18 protein-coding genes are annotated in these 20,309 nt (G+C 28.0%); 17 read left to right on the forward strand and 1 reads right to left on the reverse strand.

Annotated elements, in window-relative coordinates; genetic code table 11:
- The first annotated feature begins 330 nt into the window (after positions 1-330).
- The 12 genes from TEGL_RS03970 to TEGL_RS04025 all read left to right on the forward strand — a co-directional run bounded on the left by TEGL_RS03970 (position 331) and on the right by TEGL_RS04025 (position 12,427).
- Positions 331-819 carry a C40 family peptidase gene (locus TEGL_RS03970; RefSeq protein WP_018592796.1) on the forward strand — a complete coding sequence of 163 codons (489 nt, stop codon included), beginning with the start codon at positions 331-333 and terminating at the stop codon, positions 817-819.
- Between the two features lie 54 nt (positions 820-873).
- Positions 874-1,566 (forward strand): ABC transporter ATP-binding protein, encoded by a 693-nt coding sequence (locus TEGL_RS03975; protein WP_018592797.1) that lies wholly within the window; start codon positions 874-876, stop codon positions 1,564-1,566.
- A complete protein-coding gene (locus TEGL_RS03980) occupies positions 1,559-2,386 on the forward strand; it encodes a hypothetical protein (protein WP_018592798.1) in 828 nt (275 codons plus the stop codon). The genes TEGL_RS03975 and TEGL_RS03980 overlap by 8 nt, the downstream gene beginning before the upstream one ends.
- A 9-nt stretch (positions 2,387-2,395) precedes the next feature.
- Positions 2,396-3,619 (forward strand): hypothetical protein, encoded by a 1,224-nt coding sequence (locus TEGL_RS03985; RefSeq protein WP_018592799.1) that lies wholly within the window; start codon positions 2,396-2,398, stop codon positions 3,617-3,619.
- Positions 3,620-3,862: 243 nt separating this feature from the next.
- On the forward strand, positions 3,863-4,459 hold the full coding sequence (locus tag TEGL_RS03990; protein ID WP_018592800.1) for a hypothetical protein: 597 nt from the start codon (positions 3,863-3,865) through the stop codon (positions 4,457-4,459).
- A 138-nt stretch (positions 4,460-4,597) separates the two neighbouring features.
- Entirely contained in the window at positions 4,598-6,310 is a 1,713-nt protein-coding gene (locus TEGL_RS03995; protein WP_018592801.1) for a [Fe-Fe] hydrogenase large subunit C-terminal domain-containing protein, read from the forward strand.
- Positions 6,310-7,473, forward strand: coding sequence for a SpoIIE family protein phosphatase (locus TEGL_RS04000; RefSeq protein ID WP_018592802.1), 1,164 nt, complete (start codon positions 6,310-6,312; stop codon positions 7,471-7,473). Before TEGL_RS03995 ends, TEGL_RS04000 begins: the two co-directional genes overlap by 1 nt.
- A gap of 257 nt (positions 7,474-7,730) precedes the next feature.
- Positions 7,731-9,527, forward strand: coding sequence for a hypothetical protein (locus tag TEGL_RS04005; RefSeq protein WP_338460405.1), 1,797 nt, complete (start codon positions 7,731-7,733; stop codon positions 9,525-9,527).
- Between the two features lie 5 nt (positions 9,528-9,532).
- A complete protein-coding gene (locus tag TEGL_RS04010) occupies positions 9,533-10,168 on the forward strand; it encodes a hypothetical protein (protein ID WP_018592804.1) in 636 nt (211 codons plus the stop codon).
- A gap of 12 nt (positions 10,169-10,180) precedes the next feature.
- Positions 10,181-10,840 carry a hypothetical protein gene (locus tag TEGL_RS04015; protein ID WP_018592805.1) on the forward strand — a complete coding sequence of 220 codons (660 nt, stop codon included), beginning with the start codon at positions 10,181-10,183 and terminating at the stop codon, positions 10,838-10,840.
- Between the two features lie 130 nt (positions 10,841-10,970).
- Positions 10,971-11,753 carry an ABC transporter permease gene (locus tag TEGL_RS04020; protein ID WP_018592806.1) on the forward strand — a complete coding sequence of 261 codons (783 nt, stop codon included), beginning with the start codon at positions 10,971-10,973 and terminating at the stop codon, positions 11,751-11,753.
- Positions 11,741-12,427: an ABC transporter ATP-binding protein gene (locus TEGL_RS04025; RefSeq protein ID WP_018592807.1), complete on the forward strand. Its 687-nt coding sequence runs from the start codon at positions 11,741-11,743 to the stop codon at positions 12,425-12,427. Before TEGL_RS04020 ends, TEGL_RS04025 begins: the two co-directional genes overlap by 13 nt.
- 68 nt (positions 12,428-12,495) lie before the next feature.
- Here TEGL_RS04025 and TEGL_RS04030 read toward each other — a convergent pair whose 3' ends face one another.
- Complete coding sequence (locus tag TEGL_RS04030) at positions 12,496-14,007, reverse strand: hypothetical protein (protein WP_338460406.1); 1,512 nt, start codon at positions 14,005-14,007, stop codon at positions 12,496-12,498.
- A gap of 299 nt (positions 14,008-14,306) precedes the next feature.
- On the opposite strand from TEGL_RS04030, the gene TEGL_RS04035 reads away from it, so the two are divergent.
- The 5 genes from TEGL_RS04035 (at position 14,307) to TEGL_RS04055 (ending at position 20,304) form a co-directional block, all read left to right on the forward strand.
- Positions 14,307-14,867 carry an NUDIX hydrolase gene (locus TEGL_RS04035; protein WP_018592809.1) on the forward strand — a complete coding sequence of 187 codons (561 nt, stop codon included), beginning with the start codon at positions 14,307-14,309 and terminating at the stop codon, positions 14,865-14,867.
- Positions 14,868-14,882: 15 nt separating this feature from the next.
- Positions 14,883-16,661, forward strand: a complete 1,779-nt coding sequence (locus TEGL_RS04040; protein WP_018592810.1) for an aminopeptidase P family protein — start codon at positions 14,883-14,885, stop codon at positions 16,659-16,661.
- Positions 16,662-16,877: 216 nt separating this feature from the next.
- Positions 16,878-18,443 carry an ABC transporter substrate-binding protein gene (locus tag TEGL_RS04045; protein ID WP_018592811.1) on the forward strand — a complete coding sequence of 522 codons (1,566 nt, stop codon included), beginning with the start codon at positions 16,878-16,880 and terminating at the stop codon, positions 18,441-18,443.
- Between the two features lie 66 nt (positions 18,444-18,509).
- Positions 18,510-19,454 carry an ABC transporter permease gene (locus TEGL_RS04050; protein ID WP_018592812.1) on the forward strand — a complete coding sequence of 315 codons (945 nt, stop codon included), beginning with the start codon at positions 18,510-18,512 and terminating at the stop codon, positions 19,452-19,454.
- A 16-nt stretch (positions 19,455-19,470) separates the two neighbouring features.
- Positions 19,471-20,304 carry an ABC transporter permease gene (locus TEGL_RS04055; protein WP_018592813.1) on the forward strand — a complete coding sequence of 278 codons (834 nt, stop codon included), beginning with the start codon at positions 19,471-19,473 and terminating at the stop codon, positions 20,302-20,304.
- Positions 20,305-20,309 lie beyond the last annotated feature (5 nt).

The following is a 20,309-nucleotide window of genomic DNA, read 5'->3' on the forward strand; positions in this document are numbered from 1 at the left end:
ATTAGTTAGAATTTATGTGAAATTAAATAATAAATAATTAAAATTCAATGAAACTTTTTATACTATTTATACGTCTAATATATAGGGCAGGGGCATTTCTATATGACGAATTTGTAAGTTGAAATATGAAAGTTTTAGTGTGATAATAAAATAAGGAAGTTGTGTATTTAACTGGCGTAAACGTGAAGGGAGCTAATAACAATCGAAAAATTTTTAAAGAAATTTTTAATATTTATATTAGTTGTATTTGTAGCGATATGGGGGTATAGCTTTTTAAAAGAAAAGTATGTACAAAAAATAAATGAGAAATATGAACAAGAAACTAAAAATATGAGTAAAGATGATTTAAAAATAATAAATGAGGTTATTTCTTTAGCAAAAGAAAGAGAAGGACAGGAATACACTTGGGGTGGCAAGGGAGAAATAATAACGAATGAAAAACTAGAGGAGCTTATAGGTTATTATGGTGAAAGTTATTATCCTTTAGAAAAAAAAGATTATATAGGAAAACAAGGATTTGATTGTTCGGGTCTTACTTATTGGACTTATAAAAGTATAACTAATGTAAATATTGGTTATTCTACAACTGAACAAAAAGAAGTATTAAAAGATTATAAAGTTCAAATGGAAAATATTCAACTAGGGGATCTTATTTTTACACCAGGCCATGTAGTTATGTATATTGGAAGAGGAAAAATAATCAACTCAGCCAACAGGAACCCTTATCCTATAGGAGGAATAAAGATAGAGTCTGCTTTACTTTATAAAAACGGACAGGCATACCGTCCTATAGATTACATTAATGCATATTCAAAATAATAAAATTAGTAAGTTAGATCTCATTAAGTAAGTATTTTAGGGGGCGTTTTATAAATGATAGATATTATAAATTTAAGCAAAAAATTTGGAAAGGTACACGCATTAGATGATGTGTCTTTTCAGATTAAAGAAGGAAAAGTAATAGGAATATTTGGGATAAATGGAGTAGGAAAATCAACTATATTAAAATCTATAGCTGGTGTAATTAGGCCAGACAGAGGAAAAATTCTTATAGATGGCGAAAAAATGAACCCTAAGTTATATAATAAAATAGCATTTGTACCAGATATGGATACTTATTTTCCGCACCTTACAATAAAAGATACATTCGCATTTATGAAAGAGTTCTATGAAAATTGGGATGAAGAAAAGGCAACAAAAATGTTAAAAATGTTCAATCTTACTGATGATAAAATGATAAGTGCTTTATCCAAGGGAAATAGAGCTAGAATTAAAATTATTCTTGGTTTTGCACAAAATGCAAAATATATTTTACTAGATGAACCTTTTTCTGGTATAGATATTTTTAAAAGAGAAGAATTTATTAAGGTAATGGTAGAATATATCTCTCCAGAGCAAAGTATCATAATAACAACTCATGAAATTCTGGAAATTGAAGAAATAGTTGAAGAAGTAGTAATACTTCATGAAGGAAAAGTGGCATTTAATTTTAATGTTGAAGAAGTTCGAAAAAATGAAAATAAGTCTATTATAGATAAGATGAGGGAGGTATATAGGGGTGAGTAGGATTTTAACACTCTATGATATAGAGTTTAAAAGAATTAAGAAGATTTATTTCTCTATCTTAGGATTACTTACAATAAGTAATCTTATCTGGTTTGTTTATAACTTACATTCAGTAGCTAAACAAGTTCAAGAAATTTTGAACATAAGAGGTGGAATAGGTTTACTAAAATCGGAAGAGGCATATATAATTATAAAAAATGGTGGATTAATATATTCATTATATATTTTATCTTTATTTTTTATGATTTTAGCGATAATATGGTGTTTATATTACACATTATTAATATGGTATAAAGATTTTTCAAATAAAACAAAGGTAGTTTATACTTTGTTTACTTTACCTTATAATAAGTTTAATATATTCATATCAAAATTAATAACAGTAGTGTCGTTTATATACGGTGTATTAGTAACACAACATATATTGTGGATCCTAGAAATATTCATAATTAAAAGCTTTACAGGTATTGATATTAGCGAAATTATTCATATTATAAATTATAACAACTCAATGAGCTTTTTAATTATGGGACTGCCTATATACCCATTAGAAATATTTATGTACTATGTAATAGGGCCTATTTTAGCTGTTATAGTTTTGTTTACGGGAGTATTGATTCATAAATCTTTTGACAAACTAGGTGGATTTTGGGGCTTATGTTATATTGCAATTGTTGGATTTGTATATATGTTTATTTCAACTACTTCTATGATATTTACAGATGAATTGTTAAAAAATCATATTTTATACTACACAATTATAGGGGGATTGTCCCTTATTATTTCTTATAGATTATTAAATAAAAGAATACATGTTTAGGGGGATATTATGGATAAAAGAATTTCAAAGATATTTTTAATTACTGTATCATTAACCATGATATTAATTATTTTCTCCTTAAGTTTTATTACAAAAGATAAGATAGATATAGAAGATGTATCTGGAGATAGAAGTGCTCTTGGTGATATGAATATTGTTTATCAAAAAAGAAAAGGGATGTATGAAGCAGATAATATTATCATATCTAAAGACAATGAAAAAATTGAAAAAAACGTAAAACAAGGTATTACAAGTTTCACCATATCAAAGGAAAATATAGATAATAGAGAACTATTGAAAATCTCCAATTATAAAAGTGATATTTGTGAGACCGATGATGAAGTTACTAATGTGTCTCTTTTGAATACTTATTCACCTTATAATGGCGATGAAATGACAGTATATATTGATATAAAAGATAAAAAAAATTCAAAGATTAAAAATTATGAAATAAAAATAGATGATACTATTAATGTAAATGGAAACAGTATTTATAAAGCTTTACCAATGCGAGATAATGATAATATTTATTTGGCGATTATTTCATCAGTTTATGATGATAGTGAACAAGATAAAAATAAACCACAAGATAATGAACAAGATGTGTACAAACAAACTTATTTAAGCTTATTTAAATTAAATTTATCATCACAACAATCTAAGTGTATTTTAACTAAGTCATATGATCCTAATGAAATGTATATAAATGGTGACGTAGGATTTGTAAAAGATAATGTTGCATATTTTGTTACCCATATAAAAGGTGAATCAAGTAAAGAGATAAATACGTGTTTATTTGCTTTTAATATTATTACTAAAGAAATAAATATTATTAATTTAGGAGTTGGAAATCAAAATATAACTAATTATTCTATTGATGACAACCAGGTATTGCTTTCTTGTGAGGTAGATCCAATAAGTAAAAGAGCTAAAACTTTAGTAGTTAATTTGGATAGTAAAAAAATAATAAGCACAAATGAAATAGATGCAAAGACCAAAGATGATTATAGTAGGTATATTTTAGAAATGAGATGCTATAATGATAAAACATACCTTATAATGTGTGATTATAAAGATGATGATTATGTAGATGGTGGAAATGGATATCCGGATATTGACTATTATATTTACGTTATAAATGAAAAAAATAATGAAATTTTATACACTGGTAAAATAAAAGAAAAAATTATGTATAATATAGCTTTTGGAATTGTAAAAGATGAAGAGTTATAACAAAAAATCCCTTAGAATAGTCTAGGGGATTTTATTTAATATGGATAAATAAAACTTATTTTACATATTATTGAAATTTGGTAACATTTCTGTAATTACCTATGTTACTATTTTGTAATTCAAAGTAACAAGTATGTAACTGTAATTTTTCAAGGGGTAATGATATTATAATAGTATAAATAAAAGAAAAAAAAAGACGAAATCTTAAAGATATTAAAATAAATTAGAAGGATGTGTTGAAAAATGAAAAAAGGAATTATAGCAATAACTTTATTATTAAGCGGAGCATTATTAATAACTCCAATCGCAAATGCAATAGCACAAAATGATGAACAAGTAAATGTAAAACCAGTAAAAGTTGAACAAACTACAAAAACTGAAAAAACAGAAGCTATAAAAGACAATAAAAACAAAATAGCACAAAATGAAGAAACTAAAAAACCTGTAAAAGTTGAAACTACAGTTGTAAAAAATAAAAAACCAGTGAAAAAAGAAATAAAGGTAAATAATAAAAAAGAGGAAACTAAAAAAGAAGAAATTACTAAACCAGCTGACAACACAGTTGTAAAAGATGATAAAGATAAAGAAGAAGTTAAAACAGGGATGACAAAATCACAAGCTGAAGCAATCTTAAATAAATACATAAAAGATGTAGAAAAAGCTGACTTTACATATACATACCAAGGTGATGAAAATACTTTTAAAGCAATGCAAGAAAAAGGCATAAGAGGATATGTATTTTTACCAAATATAGAAACTGATTTAGCTTACTTAGTAGACAAAGATAGTGGATCAATATATTTCTTCCATCCATCAGGATACTTTGAATTATTACAATAAAAGAGACTAATATAAGTAAGAACTTAGTACTAAATAAAGTACTAAGTTCTTTTTTGTTAGATATTATGAAAAAGTGTATTTATGTTTGCTATAATTTTAGTATGATTTTAGGCTAATATTAATCAAGGGGGAAAATTTATGTGGTTTGATAAATTTAGTAAGAAAAATTGTAAAAATTGCTATGCCTGTGTAAGAGTATGTCCAGTTAATGCTATAGAAATAAAAAATGAACAAGCGAGAATTAGGGAAGAGAGATGTATAGTTTGTGATGCATGCTATTTGGCGTGTCCACAAAAAAATAGATTAAGTACTTCAGAGGTACCAATTGTAAAACATTATATAAAAAATAAAGAAACAGTAATAGCTTCTATTGCACCAAGTTTTGCTGCTATTTTTGGGGATAATAGTCATAAAATACCTGGAGTATTGAAGTATTTGGGATTTTCTTATGTAGAAGAAACATTAGTAGCAGCTCAACCTATAATAGATGAGTATTTTAAATATATTAATAAAGATGATAATAAAAATTACATAACAACTCTTTGCCCATCCATAATCAATTTAGTAGAAAAACATTATCCTGATTTAATTGAAAACTTAATACCTGTTATATCTGCTTTTGCTTGCCATGGAAGAATAATAAAGAAAAAATATGGAGCAAATGTAAAAGTTGTTTTTATAGGACCTTGTCTTGGAAAAAAGGATGAATCAAGATTTGAAAATAGTGTTGATGCAGTAATTACTCTAGAGGAACTAAGAAGATGGATAAAACAAGAAAATATTTCTTTTGAAGATTTTAAAGAAAGTTCATTTGATGCAATTAGCCATTATAACAGGGTTTTTCCATTTGTATCTGAAAATACAGATTACTTTTTTGACTCTAGTAAAAATAAGGAAGTAGTATCTGTGGATGGTCCAAATGATTGTAAGAAAACAATAGAAGCAATGCTAAACAAAAGAGTAAGTAATGTAATATTTGATATGAATTTCTGTGAAAGTGGTTGCCTTAGAGGTTCCGGAATTGCAGATGATGGAGCAAGTTCTTATGAAAGAAGAAAAAATATAGAGACTTATAGTAAAAAGTGTGAAAAATTATATAAGGATAAAATAGATAATTCTTATGATGAAATACTATCAAAAATAGATTTACATAGAAAATTTCAATCTAAATTTAGCCCTTTAAAAGAACCTAGTGAAACAGAGCTTAGAGAAATTTTAAAGTCTATGGGTAAATTCGCAAGAATGGATGAGATAAATTGTAAGGCATGTGGTTATAAAACATGTAGAGACAAAGCCAAAGCAGTGTTTAATGGTTATGCTGATACTAGCATGTGTGTTCCATACATGAGGCAAAAAGCGGAAAATAAGGCAAATGTAATTATATCAGCTACACCTAATTTAATAGGCATAGTAGATAAGGACTTATGTGTGGAGGAGTTTAATCCAGCAGCACAGAATTTCTTCCAAGTTAGTAATGATGAAGCCAGAGGAGTACCTGTTATTATGTACTTGGATGAAGATAAATTTCAGCAAGCAAGAGATACAAGGAAAAATATTATTGGGGATAAGATAGAACTTCCAGACTATAATGGTGTATTAGATCAAAATATTATATGGCTAGAGGAAAATCAAATTTATATATGGATAGCCAACAATATTACAAAAGAAGAGAACAAGGAAAAAGAATTACAGACAATGAAAATAAATTCCATAAACATGGCTCAAGATGTTATAAATAAGCAAATGATGGTGGCACAAGAAATAGCAAGTCTTCTTGGAGAAACAACAGCAGAGACAAAGGTTACCTTAACTAAGTTGAAAAAACTTATTGAGGAAGAGGGGCATAGATAATGAAATATTATATAGATTTTGCTTATGGAAGCTTATTAAAATATGGAGAAGAATTGTGTGGAGATAAGGTTGAGTTTTATGCTGATGATGAGCAATTCATTGCAGTACTTTCTGATGGAATGGGAAGTGGTGTAAAAGCTAATATTTTAGCAACTCTTACATCAAAAATAGCTCTTACCATGCTAAAGGAAGGAATGAGAATAGAGGATGTAGTGGATACTGTTAGTCAGACTTTGCCTATTTGTTCACAAAATAAAATAGCTTATTCTACATTTACTATGGTAAAAGTGGCTAAAGATGGGATAGCTTATATTGTTGAATTTGATAATCCTACATTATTTTTTATGAGAGGAAAAGATATACTTTCATTAGATTGGAATGAGATAGTAATTCATGATAAAAAAATAAGAGAATGCAAGATACAACTTACAGAAAGAGACAGGATAGTATTGATTAGCGATGGTGTAGAATTTGCTGGAGGAAGAAAAACTTTAAATTATTCTTGGCAATGGAAAGATATTTCAAAGCATTTATTGAAATTTACTAATGAAAACATGAATGCAAAAACTATTACAAACAATCTGTTAGGAGTTTGCAATCAATTATATTACTTTGAACCAGGAGACGATACGACTGTAGCTACTATAAAGGTTAGCCATGATAGCAATGCAGTTTTATTTTCTGGCCCACCTATCAATAAAAATAAGGATAAAGAAGTTGTATATGAAATTATGGGAAGTGCTGGAAAGAAAATAGTTTGTGGTGGAACTACCGCAAATATTGTTGCTAGAGAGCTAAATGTAAAATATAGATCTAGTACAGATATTATAGATGAAGATGTGCCACCAATAGGATATATAGAAGGTATAGATTTGGTAACAGAAGGAGTATTAACACTAAGAAAATCATGTGAAATATTAAGACGATTATTAACTACTAATGATGACAGTTTTTTACATAAAAAGAAGGATGGAGCCACGTTGTTGTCTAAAATGTTGTATGAGGATTGTATTCATATAAAAATGATAATAGGAAGATGTATAAATCCTGAAAATATGATGTCAGATATACCAGATGATTTAAGTGCTAGGCTTTATGTTTTAAATGAAATGAAGAATATTTTAGTTAAACTTGGTAAAATTGTTGAAGTTGAATACTATTAGAACAATATGAAGAGTGCTATATTTAATGATTAAATATCATTAAATATAGCACTCTTTTAAAAATAAAAATAAATTTTTTTAAAAATAAAAATAATGAGTAATAATAATAAAGTTTATTAAATATAAATTAATATGTGTGTGGTGCTAGCTAAAAAAGTGTCAAGACCTCTAGGAACATATTTGCACCATGCACGCCAATAATTGAGGAGGTGATAATAATAAGAAAATTACTAAAGATAAGTATAGTACTCCTGTGTTTGTTAATGATTAACTTAGTTTGCATTAAAAAAATTCATGCTCTTCCTCAGGGGGTGGATAAAGTTGAAATTGGTAATTGGACTAAGACAAGAGAAATTAATGAAATAAAGGAGGATGAAAAGAAACTTAACAGCGAGGATTTTAAAAATATCAGAAATATTAACTTTGATGATACTTTAAATCCATTAGAGATATTTACTAATCTTTATACTTCAGGAGACAAATCAATGAGAACTGTAAACACTGTAAATTCATTTAAGCTTGAAGATGAAAGTAGAATTAAAGGAAATAAAGTTCTTAGAACGAGAGTAAGAACTTTTGAACCTATTTACTCATTCAATTATAATACAATACAAACCTGGCTTGAAAGTAGTGTAAGTCCAATTTGGAAAGATGGAAACTTAGAAAGTAAAATTATAACGTGGCCATGTTATGTTGAAGTTTTAAAATATGAGCTTACAGGAGAGGCACCTATAGAGTGGAGAATGATAGAGGGAGAATTTAAATTAAATAAGGAACAATTAGAATTGATAAAATCAAAAAAAGTACAACCTGTCATAGGCATTGAAAGTAAGGAAAATTGTCATCTAATATTACCATTTTGCGACTTATTAAATGTTTTTATTAATGGTGAAATAACAGATATTAATTATAGGGCAACATCAGAATCTTATAAGTATAAAATAGATAAAACTATTGGTAATTATAACCTTACAAATACTTCAGAGCATAGTAAGTACTGTAATAAAGAAGAAGATAATATTTTGTCTCAGCACACGCGTAATAGACATATTGATTGTAATATTCTAAAACCAACTACTAGTGATAATTATTATAAAATGATTGGAGATATATCTCAATATATAAAACCAGGAGTTAGCGACTATAAAATATCATTATTAATAGGACAACTTGGCAGAATGGGACAAGACGTTCTTAATTACAATGGTGGGACAAGCAAAATATCATTATTTCTAATTGAAAATCCTAAATTTAAAGTTAAAATTAAGCCATATTTATTAGATGAACACAATGAAAAAGAATATATAGATTTAGATTATAAATTTTCATACAGTGAGAAAGTCTTATTTGATGTGGAAGTTATAAATGAAAGTAGTGCTTATGATTATAGTAATTTAGACCTTCGTATGGATTTAATAAAAGAGATAAAAGAAGGAGGAACAAAGGTTAGTGATGTATTGCAAATAAATAAGAATGATGCAAAATATAAAGGTATTAGCATAAAAAATAGCGTTAGTTTATATTTGAATGATGAAAAAACACCTTGCTCAATTACTAAATTATCAAAGCTAAATAAAGGTGACAAGCTAACTATAAGTAGCGATAAATTTGTTTATAATGTGACAGAGTACAATGCTTTAAAGGAAAAAATTGATTATGATTGCATTTTTCAATTGAATTATCTGAATAATCACATATTTTACAAATATACCAATACAAGTAGATTACAAGTAAAGCCTTTAAAAGGAAGGTTGACTGTGAGAGTGAATGGAAATAAGGAAGATTATTTTTATTTAAAGTTAGATGGAGAAACCAATTCATCAAATATAAAAGTTAAAAGTAATAAATCATATACTATTTGCAATTTGGATTATGACAAAACATATGAATTGTCATTAATTAATTCATCTTCATACAAACCGATTAAGAGCCAAAATTTTGTATTAAAAAATGCGCCAGGATATAATACAAAATCCATAATAATAAATACAAATGCAAAATCTAATAATTATTTTACACAAAGGAAGATTGATGAAATTATTATAAACAGGTGATAAATATGAGTAGAAGTAAGAAAAGAAAAGATAAGAGAAAATGCAAAATTAAGAAATTACTATTATTATTAATTGTTATTATTGGAGTGTTTTTTTGCGCTCTTATTGTTTATGGAGAAGATGCTTTTTATGCTATGAAAACTTTTCTTTATGAAGATAAAGCCTTGGAGATAAAAATGAAAATTGAGAAGAAGGATGATTTAGAAGATGTATATTTAAACTTTATAAATGAAGGTAGTTGTGACGTTTATCTGAGAGGCTTTGTTTTTGTTTATCCCAAAATTGAAGGAGATAATGGGACAACTTTAAGTAATTCATCTGTGAAAATTAATTATGGTAGTGAGGATAGTTGGTTTGTTAGTGAAGATAATTATATTTATTATACTAAACCATTAAAAGTAGGAAATAGAACGGAAAATCCTATGGTTAAAAGTATAGAGATTAATTTAAGTGAAGAAGATAAAAGGATGCTAGGAAGTGGTGAGTTAGGGATAGATATTGTGATGGAAGCTGTTCAAGTGAATAATTATGCATATAAGTATGAGTGGAATATGGAAGATACTGATTTGGAGAGTTATTTTAATAATAAAGTAAATGAAACCTATGAAGGAAATGACATAAGAAAAATAATTTTTAAATAGGAGGAGATTAAAATGGAAAATAAAAGGAAAACGAGGAGAATTGCTATAGCATTAGCATGTATATTAATACCACTTGGAGCACTTGGATTTGGATACTTTGTTGGAGGAGATAAGGCAATTGATAAAGAAGTAGCTAATACTTTAACTGTAGATGGTAAAATAGAGGGAACTGTAGTTAATACACAAGATGCAAATACAGATGGAATTGTACCTGGTGACACAATTTCTAAAACTATTAATATTAAACCTAATGCAACTGCACCTAGTTTACTTAGAGTTAAGATAGAACCGAGTTGGTATAATGAGGATAGTGAAACTGCTCTTTCAGTATCTAATATTAAATTTATTTATGCTAATGATATTGTAAAGAATGATTTTACTACTAGTGGAAAAGATTATTGGTATAAATGTGACGATGGTTATTTATACTATATGAATTCTGTAACAACAAAAGAAGCAATGGAATTAGTTGAAGGAATTAAATTTTTAGGTGGAAGCGATGATACAAATGCAAAGGATTATCAAGGAAAAAATCTGAAAATAACAATCACTATGGATATGATTCAATGTAAATATGCTCCGTACAAAACAAAATGGGGATTAACATCAAATAGCGAACTTTATAAAAAGCTAGAAGCTTTATGTCCAAATGCATATGAATCTGTTGAATAAAAGTATATATTAATGATTAATTTAAGCCTTATTGAATAATACTACCAATTGTAGTACTATGAAAATAAGGTTTTAAACCTTTTTGAAGAGTTATGCTTTTACGATAAATCTGTAGGGGGAGCAATTCTAGATGAGTCAATTTACCACAAATAATAAAATGAAATTATTTCAAGATAAAAATAAAATACAGGTAGCTCTTTCGTGTATTATTTTGTTATTTTTATGGGAGATAATAGCTCTTAAAATAAATAATGATATATACTTACCTACATTGGGACAAGTTTTTATAAGTATAAAAGAAATTGTACTAGAAGATAGATTTATTTTAGATGTATTTTCAACTATATCAAGGTGCATATTAAGTTTTGTTATGGCATTAGCTGTAGCATTTGTTTTAGGAATAATTTCTTATAGCTTTAATATATTTAAAAATTTTTTAACACCTATAACATCTTTAGCTAGCTCGATACCTAACATGGTTTTAATAGTTTTAACATTAATATGGTTTAATAAAGAAAGTGCTCCATATATTGTTGTATTCATTATGGTATTTCCAGTTTTATATGATGCAGTTTTAGGATCTATGAAAAATATAGACAAGGGAATTTTAGAAATGGCTGACTTATATAAAATTAGTAGAAAAGATAAAATATTAAAAATATACCTGCCGGCAATAAAGTTTTCTCTAATATCAATTTTATCATCGACTATTTCTCTTGGATTTAAAATTGTAATAGCAGGAGAAGTTTATGGACAACCTTTATATGGAATAGGGGCAATGATTCAAAGTGAGAAAGTGAACTTTAATACTACAGCTATTTTTGCCTGGATAATAATTATTGTAACAATCTCATCCTTATTAAATCTTACAGAAAAATTATTGCTAAGGAGAGCTTTTGTATGGAGACGATGAATAAAGAAGAAATGATATCATTTAAAAATATAAATAAAAAATTTAATGAAAAAGTTGTATTTAAAGATTTTAATATAGATTTTTATAAAAATCAAATTAATTGTATTATTGGGAAATCAGGATGTGGCAAAAGTACACTACTAAATATAATTAGCGGAATAATACCTAATGATAAAGATGATTTTGAAACAATAGAAAAGTATGGTGTAAGTTATATATTTCAAGATGATAGGCTAATTGACTGGTTAACAGTAGGTGAGAATATTAGCCTTGTAGTAAAAAAACTTTATAATAAAAAAACGTATGAAGAGCTATGTGATAAATATCTGGATTTAGTAGGAATAAAAGAATATAAAAATTACTATCCTCAAATGTTAAGTGGAGGGCTTAGACAAAGGGTGAATATTGCAAGAGCTTTTATTTACCCATCAAAAATCATTATAATGGATGAGCCTTTTAAATCTATTGATGTTATTAATAAAGAAATAATAATGAATAATTTCAAACAAATATTAGAAATAGAAGAAAGAACAGTATTATTTGTAACTCACGATATAGAAGAAGCAATTTTATTGTCGGATAAAATTTATGTATTTGGAAATTCACCAATCGAGATTAAAAAAGTATTTACGAGTAGGCAAATTACAAAGGAAGAAATATATAATGCAATTTAGAAAAATATATATAGAAAAGCGTTTACATAATAATTAGTGTAGACGCTTTTCTATATGAAATAAATTAATTAGTCAATAAGGTTAGCATATAAAACAGGATAGTAAGTTTTACTTGTTGTATTTGGATCGAAATCTGTAACTTTTACACGGCCAGATCCTTCGTAAATAGTTTGAGTAGAATCTATCATTTTGCCTTCTCCTATATATATGGCAACGTGATGGACATGTAGTCTTATATCATTTATTACTTCAATTCTCCCACAAGAACCTGTAGTTTCTATTGGATTGCAATTTTCGCTATTATAGAAAATTAAATCACCAGGTTTTAAATTTTCAAATGGTATATTTTTATTATTTTTTAATAAATACTTGGCTTGTCTACTAGAAGTTAAATCTTGAAGTTTATTAATACCTATAGTTTGATAACAATAATCAATAAAAGTATTGCATCTTAACTCTTCTTCAGATGTACCATATGGAGTTCCTAATTTTTTAAAGCCATTAAAAATTAAATTAGTTCTATTGTCATTTTCAAAGCCTTTGGCTATATTTTGTTTAGTTGAAACGCCATTATTTCCAAAAGCAAATTCAATATTTACATAAGTTATATTAGAATTTTTTAACATTTTACAGCTTTTTTCATTGAAATAATATAGTTTATCAGCAAAAGATTGTAATCCTTTTAAAGCATAATTATATTTATTATGGAAGTAATATGTACTATTATTTACAGTTTTGAAGCCGGTAATTGCTTTATGTGTTGATTTATCATAATAATATAATTTTCCACCGCTTTGTTTTAATCCAGAAATTGCAGCACCTGTATCTAAATCAAAGTAGTATTTTGAGTTATTAATTGTCTTTGTACCTTTAGTAATAGAACCATCTTTTTCAAAATAATAAAGTTGATTATTTATTGTCTTTAATTGATTTGTTAAGGCATATCCATCTTTAATGAAATAATATGTTTTATTATTTATTTTTCTAAAACCAGTAAGCATTTTACCTGCAGATTTAGTAAAATAGTATTTTTTATTATTAATTTCTTTAAAGCCACCTTTATATACATCACCATTACTTAAGAAATAATAGCTAGTGTTATCATCTACTTTTCTAAGACCAGTAAGCATCTTACCTGTAGACTTGGAGAAATAGTATTTTTTATTATTGATTTCTTTAAGGCCACCTTTGTATACCTTACCATCTTTTAAAAAGTAGTAACTAGTATTATTATCTATTTTTTTTAGGCCAGTGAGCATCTTACCTGTAGATTTAGAAAAATAATATTTTTTATTATTAATTTCTTTAAGACCACCCTTAAAAACATCACCATTTTTTAAAAAGTAATAAGTTTGTTTTTCACCTTTATATGTTACAGTTCTAAGACCACATAACAGAGCACCAGAAGTAGTTGAAAAATAATACTTTTTGCCATTTACAATTCTAAACCCAGTAAGCTTTTTTCCTGTTTTAGAACTGTAATAATATGTTTTACCACGTATAGTTACCAAACCAGAGTATGGTTTTTTAGCAGAAGTAGTAGATTTTGAAGCAAAGCTACTTATAGTATTAGTAGACATAAACGAGCACATAAAAGTGGCGAGCAACATTACTAGAATTACTGTTTTATTGTTACGAAAATTAATCATGTATACCTCCTTAATGTATATATTTTTAATGATTGTTTTTAGTATGAATATTTTACCATATAAGTATATATTTGTAATAAATTATAGTGAAAAGCTATGGAATATCTTAATAAAAATTCATAATAACAATGTTTAAATAAAAATATTATTTTAATAGAATTACACTGTTGATTATTAATAAATAATATTATAGAATTTGAAAGAGGGTCATTATTAATGGGGAGGTAAACATGGATTTAAGAAGAAAAATAGAAAATTATCTACCATGCAACTGTGAAGAAGAAAAAGACAAGGAAATAATGATAAAATATATTAATACTTTTGATGACGTGCTTACTAGGAATAATGAGATAGGTCATTTTACTTCATCTTGTTGGATAGTAAACAAAGATAAAACAAAAGTACTGATGATTTATCATAACATTTATGACTCATGGTCATGGACTGGTGGACATGCTGATGGTGATGGTGATTTACTTTATGTTTCGTTGAAAGAAGCAAAAGAAGAAACTGGGCTTAAAAATGTAACACCTTTATCTGAGGAAATTTTTTCTTTAGAAGTTCTTGGAGTAGATGGTCATATGAAAAAAGGTAAATACGTGGCATCTCATATGCATCTAAATGTTACTTATTTACTTTGTGCTGATGAAAATGAAATGACACACATTAAAGCCGATGAAAATAGTGGAGTCAAATGGTTTGACTTAGATGAAGCAGTTGAAGCTAGTAATGAGACCTATATGAAAAAGATCTATGGCAAACTTAATAAGAAGCTAAAAGATTTAAAATAGTAAAGGTGGTTTAATATGATTAATGACAGAATTTCAAAATTAAGAAGTGTTATGAAAGAAAAAGGCATATTTGCTTACATAATTCCATCAGCAGATTATCATCAAAGTGAGTATGTTGGGGAATTCTTCAAAGGAAGACAATTTATATCAGGATTTACTGGTTCAGCTGGTACAGTAGTAATAACTCCAGAAAAAGCTATACTTTGGACAGATGGAAGATATTTCTTACAAGCTGAAAAAGAATTATCAACTTCTTGTGTTGAACTTTACAAAATGGGAGAAGAAAACGTTCCTACAACTTTTGAATACATAGAAAATGAAGTTCCAGAAGATTCTAAAATAGGATTTGACGGAAGAGCTATAAGTGCAGCTATGGGAGCTGGATTAGAAACTAGTTTAACTAAGAAAAATATAACTATATCTTATGAAGGTGACTTATTAGACGAAGTATGGGAAGATAGACCAGCTTTATCTGATGAAAAAGCATTTTTATTAGATGTTAAATATAGTGGAGAAGATTTCACAAGTAAAATAGCTAGAGTTAGAAAAGCTATGCAAGACACTGGAGCAACAACTCACATATTAACAAGCTTAGATGATATAGCTTGGTTATTTAATATAAGGGGTGGGGATGTTAAGTACAATCCAGTTGTACTTTCTTATGCAGTAGTTACTTTAGACAAAGCTATATTATTTGTTGATGAAAATAAATTAAATGGTGAAATAAAAGCAAGCTTTGGTGAAGAAGTAGTTGAAATAAAAGGATACTTCGAAATAGATGAGTTTGTTAAAACTATAGAAAAAGAAGAAGTAGTTTTAGTTGATAGCAACAAAATAAACTACACAATATTAAAAAATATACCAGAAGGTGTTAAGGTATTAAATGCTATAAACCCTTCTACTATATTCAAAGCAGAGAAAAACGAAGTTGAAATAGCAAACACTAAACAAGCTCATATAAGAGATGGTGTTGCTGTAACTAAGTTTATGTACTGGTTAAAAAATAATATAGGAAAAATAGAAATAACTGAAATAAGTGCAGCAGATAAAATGACTGAACTTAGAAAAGAACAAGGACAATTTATAGAACCAAGTTTCGCATCTATAGCAGGATACGCTGCTAATGGAGCTATAGTTCACTACAGTGCTAATGAGGAAAGTAATACTACTTTAGAGCCAAAAGGATTATTTTTATTAGATTCAGGTGGACAATATTTCGATGGAACAACTGATATAACTAGAACTTTTGCTTTAGGAGAACTTACTGAAGAAGAAAAATCTAACTTTACATCAGTTGCTAGAGCTATGATTAGATTATCTGGAGCTAAATTCCTATATGGTGCAAATGGATACTATTTAGATATATTAGCTAGAGGAATCATGTGGGAACAAGGACTTAATTACAACCACGGTACAGGTCATGGGATAGGTCATGTACTAAACGTTCACGAAGCGCCAAATGGATTCAGATGTGACAACAGAAACTTAGCTACATTGGAAGAAGGTATGATAACGACTAATGAGCCAGGATTCTACAAAGCTGGTTCTCATGGAATAAGATTAGAAAATGAAATGCTTTGCAAAAAAGGCGTTAAAAACGAATATGGTCAATTCATGGAATTTGAATCAATAACAATAGCTCCAATAGATTTAGATGCAATAGATGTTGATCTTATGAAAGAAGATGACAAAGCATACTTAAATGAATATCACAAAATGGTATTTGATACAGTTAGTCCATTCTTAACTACTGAAGAAGTTGAGTGGTTAAAAGGATACACTAGAGCTATATAGCAATGCACATTTATAAAAAAATTTAATGAATTTTTTAATAAGCCTCTTTAAATAGGGGCTTATTTTTGTATTTAAAGAATGCTAATAAAACTAATATAGAAAAATAAAATACTTAATACGTATTTATATAAAAATACAATTTGACCATTTATGTTTGTAGAAAATATAATAGATTTGTCGAGGTAAATAATATAATAGATAAACATGGAGGGAAAAATGAAAATAACAAGTAAATTATTAGCATTAGGTCTTGCAGGAACAATGCTTTTATCAGTTGGGTGTTCCAGTAAGGGAGGTTCATCCGAAGGCTCTAACATAACATCAATGAGCATAGTAGCAGGTGGTGATGCAGTTAATTTAAATCCGCTTTATGCAAATGATAGAGTTTCTATGACAGTGATGAATTCTTTATTTAATCCATTATACGTGGTAAATGAGAAGGGTGAGAAAACGTTTTATTTAGCGGAGAGTGTTAATCCATCAGACGACTTTTTAACTTACACAGTAAAATTGAAGCCTAATTTAAAATGGCATGATGGAGAAGCTTTAACAGCAGACGATTTAATATTTACAATGGACAGTATATTAGATGAAAAACAAGCGGCAATAAGTAGGGGAAAATTTGTTATAGAAGATAAAGCCGTAGAAGTAAAAAAAATAGATGATACTACAGTGGAATTTAAATTACCGGGAGTATCTACTTCATTTGAAAGTATGTTAGGAGATATAAGAATAATACCTAAGCATATTTATAAAGATGAAAAAGATTTGGCAAAAAGTGAGAAAAATAGTAAGCCAATAGGTAATGGTGCATATAAATTTAAAGAATATAAAACTGGAGAGTTAATAACTCTAGAAAGATTTGATGAATACTATGGAGAAAAAGGCAATCTAGAAACTGTTACTTATAGAGTTATAGCTGATTCTAACTCTGCAAACATGGCACTTCAAAATGGAGAAGTACAAGCTAAATATGTTCAACCAGATGAAGTTGCAGATGTTGAAGGCAAAGGAAATGTTGACATAGTTGCATTTGACGAAGGAATGGTAGACAACCTTGTATTTATGCAAGATGTAAATAAAACTTTAAAAGATGCTAAAGTAAGACAAGCTTTATCCTATGCTATAAATAAAGATGAAATAATTACTGCAGCATATAAATCAGAAGAATACGCAGAAAAAGCTTATTCATTATTTGCATCAAGTACAATGTCATATACTAATGATGTAGAAAAGTATGAACAAGATAAAGAAAAATCTAAAAAGTTATTAAAAGAAGCTGGAGCAAGTGACTTAAAATTAAAGTTAGCTTACAGCACTCATAAGAGTCAACAAGAAAAAATAGCTTTAGTTATACAAAGCAACTTAAAAGAAGTTGGAGTAGAAGTAGAATTGAAACCTATGGAGAAAAGTGCATTCTATGGTGAGTTATGGGATGGAAAAAATGCAAGTTTTGATTTAGCTTTAAATGGTTATGTAATGGGAAGTGAACCAGCTGAATATGCATCAATATTTGTAAGCGGCGGAAGTGATAATATTGCTGGTTATTCTAACAAAAAAATTGATAAGAAATTCAAAGAAGCTTTAAAAGAAACTGACGAAACAAAAAGATCTGACTTATATAAAGAAATACAAAAAACTTTAGCTGAGGATGCTGCACTTTATCCAATTTGTTACTCTAAATCTATAGTAGCAGTAGACAAAAACTATGATGTAACAGAGGCTAATTTAGTTCCTATATTTATGTTTAGAGATTTAAATGGCATAAAAGTAAAAAACTAATATGATATAGAAAATAGCCGTATTTCTTACGGCTATTTTTTTAGACAAGAAAAATAGGAGAGTAATATGAAAAATAAAATTGTAAAAAGATTATTGGGATTAATACCAATGTTATTTTTTATATCATTAGTGTCATTTTTATTAATGCAAATGGCACCGGGAGACCCGCTTCAAGCATATATAACACCACAAATGAATCCTGATGATATAGAAAGAATAAGAGTAAGTATGGGATTGGACCAACCAATTATAGTCCAATACTTTAAATGGCTAATAAACGCAGTACAGGGTAATTTAGGATATTCTTTAATAAGTCATAGACCAGTTTTTCAAGTGATTATGGAAAGACTTCCAAGTACACTCTTAATCACAGTTACAGCATTAGTATTGTCAATATTAGTTGCTATACCAGTTGGGCTTGTGTCAGGATATAAAAAAGATTCCATTGTAGATAAGGTATTAAATGTAATTTCATATTTAGGAATATCAATACCAAGTTTTTGGTTCGCCATGATGCTTATATATACTTTTTCGTTAAAATTAGGCTTATTACCTAGTGTTGGCATGAGAACTGTAGGGGTAGAAAATACTGTAGACCTACTTAAACACATGATAATGCCGGTAATTATTCTTAGCTATTATAATATTTGTGTATTTACTAGATATATAAGGTCCAGTACTATTAGTCAACTTAGAGAGGACTACGTACTTACGCAAAGAGCTTATGGTGCAACTACTAAAGATATATTATTTAAGCATGTATTTAAAAATACTTTATTACCTGTTATAACAATATTTGCAATGTCACTTCCACAACTTGTAACAGGAGCTTTTATAACAGAGACAATTTTTGGATGGCCTGGAATGGGACAATTAGGGATAAACTCAATTTTTGGATATGATTATCCTGTTGTTATGGGAATAACTATGTTTTCCTCTCTAATATTAATAATCGGAAACTTAATTGCGGATATATTATATGAGTTAATAGATCCAAGAATTAAAGCATAAATGGGAGGAAAGATAAATGGTAGAAAGATTAAAAAATAATTTCAAAGATAATAAATTAGCCATAATGGCCCTTGCTATTATAGGAATATTATGTATTGCTTGTATACTAGCATTCTTAAGTCCTTTTGATCCAAATAAAATAGATCCAGTTAATGGACTTAAATCACCTGGTGGAGGTAATATATTTGGAACTGATAATATGGGAAGAGACTATTTTACAAGGTCTTTATATGGAGGAAGAGTTTCTTTAACAGTAGGTTTTTTATCTATGTTAATTTCTACAGCATTTGGCACAATTGTAGGAACTATAAGTGGTTACTTTGGTGGAAAAATAGATGGTTTTATAACTAGATTTATAGATATATTAATGTGTATACCAACATTTTTCTTGATTCTAGTGATAAATTCATACTTAGGGTCTGGTATCCAAAATATAATTTTTGTAATTGGATTTTTAGGATGGATGAGCATTGCTAGAGTAGTAAGGGCTGAAACTTTATCAGTTAAAGAAAGAGAATATATATTGTATGCAAAGTCTGTAGGCCAAAGTCATTTTAATATTATTTTTAAACACATAATACCGAGTATACTTCCTACTATAATCGTTGCATCTAGTATCAATATAGCAAGTGCAATACTTATGGAATCATCTCTTAGTTTCTTAGGTTTAGGAGTACAGCAACCAAATGCATCTTGGGGTAGTATGTTAAAGGATGCACAAGCTTACTTAGGACAAGCACCATATATGGCAATGTTCCCAGGTATGTTTATATTATTAACAGTGCTAAGTTTTAACTTGATTGGTGATACTTTAAGATCAACATTTGAGGCTAAGGCAAATGATAGGTAGGTGGA

Source organism: Terrisporobacter glycolicus ATCC 14880 = DSM 1288 (assembly GCF_036812735.1).
Taxonomy (GTDB): domain Bacteria; phylum Bacillota; class Clostridia; order Peptostreptococcales; family Peptostreptococcaceae; genus Terrisporobacter; species Terrisporobacter glycolicus.